The sequence below is a fragment of the Caballeronia sp. genome (assembly GCF_049581465.1).
In the GTDB taxonomy this organism is placed as follows: Bacteria; Pseudomonadota; Gammaproteobacteria; order Burkholderiales; family Burkholderiaceae; genus Caballeronia.
Map to the genome: position 1 here is coordinate 1 of NZ_JBAUSA010000364.1, position 3,773 is coordinate 3,773.

Sequence of the window (3,773 nt, forward strand, 5' to 3'; positions counted from 1 at the left end):
GTTGCGAATGGTGCTGGATTGTCCGGTCGTTCCAGATGGTGCTCAGGAGCGACGTGCCCGCCGCGCCGGCGAAGATCCGTGCGAAGTTCGACAGACCCGCGGCAGCCGGGATCTTCTCCGGCGGCAAGCCCGACAGAATGATGGCCGTGAGCGGCGTGAAGAACAGCGCCATCGGAATGCCCTGCAGCAGCGTCGGCAGGACGAGCGTGTAGGCGTCGATGTCCGTCGTGTACCACGAGCGCATCATGAACACGCCCGCAAAGCCGAGGAAGGCGAGCGTCGCGAGCACCCGCACGTCGGACTTCGGCATGAGCTTGCCCATTACCGGCGCAAGGAGCACGGCGAAGATGCCGAGCGGCGCTGTCACGAGCCCGGCATCGACGGCCCGGTAGCCCAGATACTCCTGAATCCACGTGGGCAGGATCACGAGGTTGGCGAAGAAGACCGCGTATGCAATCGATATCGCGACGGTGCCGCCCAGGAAGTTGCGCCCCTTGAAAAGACGCAGGTCGACAATCGGCTTAGCCGCGGTCAGCTCCCAGATCACGAAGAACAGGAACGCGACCAGCGCGACGATCGTGAGGGCCCAGATCACTGGCGAATTGAACCAGTCGAGGTCCTTGCCCTTGTCGAGCATGACCTGCAGCGCGCCCACCCAGACGATCAGCGAGAGGAGCCCCATCTTGTCGACCGGCAGCTTGCGCGACGGCGTTTCGCGCTTGCGGTAGAGCGCCCAGATCACCGCGGCGGCGAAGAGGCCGACGGGCACGTTGATGTAGAAGATCCACGACCAGTTGTAGTTGTCGGTGATCCAGCCGCCGAGAGCCGGCCCGGCAATCGGCCCGACCGTTGCGGTCATCGCCCACAGCGACAGCGCGCTCGAGCTTTTATTCTTCGGAAACGTCGCGAGCAGGAGTGCTTGGGACAACGGCACCAGCGGCCCCGCCACGGCGCCCTGGACGATACGGGCCACGAGCAGCAAGGGCAAGTTCGGCGCGAGGCCGCACACCGCAGACGCCACCACGAACAGCAGGATCGCGGTCACGAACAGCTTCACCTGGCCGACCCGCTGTGTCAGCCAGCCGGTCAGCGGAATTGCCACCGCGTTTGCCGCGGCGAACAGCGTGATGACCCATGTGCCTTCATCCACCGACACGCCCAGGTCGCCGGACAGCGTCGGGATCGCGACATTGGCGATCGAGGAGTCCAGCACGTTCATGAAGGTGGCGAGGGACACGGCGAACGCGCCCAGTGCAAACTGCCAGCCAGTCAATGGCGCAGGAGCGCTCGCGGTATTTGGCGGGGTCATGTTGCGTCCTTTAAGAGGCTTGATGGCCGGCTGTAATCAAGCCGTGGCCGGATATCTGATAGGTCAGATATTTGGTCAAAAAAATGCTCAGTCACCCAGCAACTTGCCGAGGAGACGGGATAAGGTCGCGAATTCCAGCGGGGTAAAACCCGATAAGCGCCGGTTCAACATCGCCGGCACAATTTCCGCGATCCGCGTAGCTGCGTTGCGCCCCGCTTCGGTCAGCGTCAGGTTGACCACCCGCCGGTCCGGGCAGTTGCGAGCCCGGCGCACGAGACCCTGCCTTTCCAGCCGGTCGACTACGCGTGTGGCGGATGCCGGATCGCGCTCCAGCAGCTTGGACAAGCTCACCGACGAGTGCGCCATGTCCTGCGACAGGAGCAGGAGCACGCTGGCCTGCGAACGGGTGACGCTTGTGCCCGAGAGCGCCACCTCCAGTTCCGCCATGAGCAGGTGGCGGGCTTTGCTCAGCGCAAAGAGAATGCGCTGGACCGGCAAAAAACTGTCTTCGTGATCGTCGCGCATAGCGGATATCTCCGTTTCTGATGCGAAATATATCTGACATATCAGATATATGCAACAATTTTTTAAAACATCGGATGGTGGCCGCGATCGCGCAGGGCTGGCAACGCCTCAACTGGTCGGAGCCCGGCAAATTCGCTGCGTTCAACGCACGGGTATCGAGTTAGCCAATTTAGGGACGCCATCACGGATGCGGAAGCCAACATTGCAGCTGATCAACGCAACCAACCCCGTAGGTACGGTGACCATTTCCGCACCGCTCCTGTTTGGCCTTCGCTATGTTGCGCCCTGCGTCAACGCCTTCGCGCTGCGTTATCCCGCGTCGGTGTCCAACGGCGCTTTTCTAATCGCGCGCGCCGGCCTTGCCGACCACCACTCATTGACCAGGCATTGGCGCGACGCGCCACGTCTCTGCGCCGAGTATCCCTTAGTACGCCTCATGAGCAAGCAATGCTTCTTGAAAGATGGCAACCTGGACTCGTCGCGCGGTCAGTGATGGTATCCAGGTGGCGTTGGCCCTCGTCAGGGAGGACCTCGGCGATGAGTTCGCCAGAAGCGTTACAAAGTCATTGTCGGGGCAACGCAGGTGAGCGCAATCAAGGCCGTTCGACGAGCCGGGATGCGGCTTGCCATGACGCGGCGACATTCGCCTGAATCACCGACGAACGCCGGTCATGGCCCAGATGCGGTTAATTTTGGCCCATGTATCACCACCTTGAAGACCCCGCGAGGTTCCAATCGTTGGCAGAATGGAGTTGTCCTTTCTCATCATTCTTCCAGAAGCAAAAGCATCTCACGAGCGTGTTGGATGGACGAGGCCTGGTACGGAGAACCCGTCCGTAAGGTGGTGAAGAAATGAAGACGTTATCGCGACTTTGCGGCACAGACCAGCTTGCATCTGTAGCCGCCGGTTCGATCCAGGTGCCGGCCGGTCACGATGACCCGATAGATCCGAGTTTATTGAAGCGTTATCGATTGGAGAAATGACAAATGAAATTCTCAGTGAAAAATGAAATCCGCTCAGCGGATATTTCGACGATTGAGGCTGCAGTAAAGAGCGTCGACGGCGACGCGAAGGTCAATGTCGACATTGACACGAAGACGGTGAGTGTGGATTCGTGGCTGATGCCCGAAGAGTTTTACGTCGCTTTCAACGACGAAAACTATGACGTGCTCATTGTCGAAGCGTAGATTAGACCGAGATCGCTTTCAGTTCGTCGGCAAGATAGGCAACAAGCGCGCGGGCGGCCGGCCGGGCGGCCCGGGCAGCTGGATAAACGGCGTTGACTTCAATTGGCTCGACCGCCCAGTCCGGCAACAAGGGGATGAGCCGACCATCGGACAGCTCTGCACGGCACCCCCATAACCCCGTTGCCAGAATTCCAAGGCCGGCAACGGCGGCAACTGTGGTCCCTTCGTTCAGCGAGATAGTCAGACGTCCCTCTCCACGGATCATGATCCGACGTCCACCCTTCTCAAAGGTCCACCCTCGCACGTCGGCACCCGACGGCCCCATGATGAAGGTATGAGCGGCCAGATCGTCCGGCTCGACCGGCAATCCCGCGTGGGCCAGATAGTCCGGAGAGGCGACTAGCAACCGGGGGCAACGCCCAAGCATCGTTGAGGTGGCATTCGAGTCCTTCAACTGTCCAAAGCGGAACGCCACATCCACGCCTTCAACGATCAGATCCTGTCGGTCGTCGGCCATTCGCAAGTCAACGTGCAACGCGGGATGTGCGCTCATAAACGGTCCTATCCGCGGGATAACCTCGCGGACCCCGAAACTGGTCGACAGGGCAACGCGTAGATGGCCTCGCAGCTCCGCGGTCCCTCGCGCAGCGTGGTCTGCTTCATCTAGCGCGGAGAGAATCGCTTCAACGCGGGTGAGGTAATCGGTACCCGCTTCCGTCAGCGTGACGGCCCGCGTGCTTCTCACAAATAG

Annotated in this window: 5 protein-coding genes; 2 read left to right on the plus strand and 3 right to left on the minus strand. The window is 60.7% G+C overall.

The window, feature by feature from the left end; genetic code table 11:
• On the minus strand, positions 1-1,309 hold a 1,309-nt coding region (locus WCA53_RS09075), incomplete at its 3' end, for a DHA2 family efflux MFS transporter permease subunit (RefSeq protein ID WP_423908203.1).
• A gap of 87 nt (positions 1,310-1,396) precedes the next feature.
• Positions 1,397-1,834: a MarR family winged helix-turn-helix transcriptional regulator gene (locus WCA53_RS09080; protein WP_423908206.1), complete on the minus strand. Its 438-nt coding sequence runs from the start codon at positions 1,832-1,834 to the stop codon at positions 1,397-1,399.
• Positions 1,835-1,883: 49 nt separating this feature from the next.
• Here WCA53_RS09080 and WCA53_RS09085 point away from each other — a divergent pair, with 49 nt between their 5' ends.
• Together WCA53_RS09085 and WCA53_RS09090 are read left to right on the plus strand one after the other, a co-directional pair.
• Entirely contained in the window at positions 1,884-2,327 is a 444-nt protein-coding gene (locus WCA53_RS09085) for a hypothetical protein (RefSeq protein WP_423908208.1), read from the plus strand.
• A gap of 494 nt (positions 2,328-2,821) precedes the next feature.
• The gene (locus WCA53_RS09090; protein WP_423908210.1) at positions 2,822-3,022 is read left to right on the plus strand and encodes a copper chaperone; all 201 of its coding nucleotides are present in this window, start codon (positions 2,822-2,824) and stop codon (positions 3,020-3,022) included.
• A gap of 1 nt (position 3,023) precedes the next feature.
• Here WCA53_RS09090 and WCA53_RS09095 read toward each other — a convergent pair.
• Positions 3,024-3,773: LysR substrate-binding domain-containing protein (locus WCA53_RS09095; protein ID WP_423908212.1), on the minus strand; the 750-nt coding region annotated here is incomplete at its 5' end.

Coding starts and splice junctions, on each gene's coding strand:
- WCA53_RS09090 (WP_423908210.1), top strand. CDS start 2,822: ATGAAATTCTCAGTGAAAAATGAAATCCGCTCAGCGGATATTTCGACG.
- WCA53_RS09085 (WP_423908208.1), top strand. CDS start 1,884: ATGCAACAATTTTTTAAAACATCGGATGGTGGCCGCGATCGCGCAGGG.
- WCA53_RS09080 (WP_423908206.1), bottom strand. CDS start 1,834: ATGCGCGACGATCACGAAGACAGTTTTTTGCCGGTCCAGCGCATTCTC.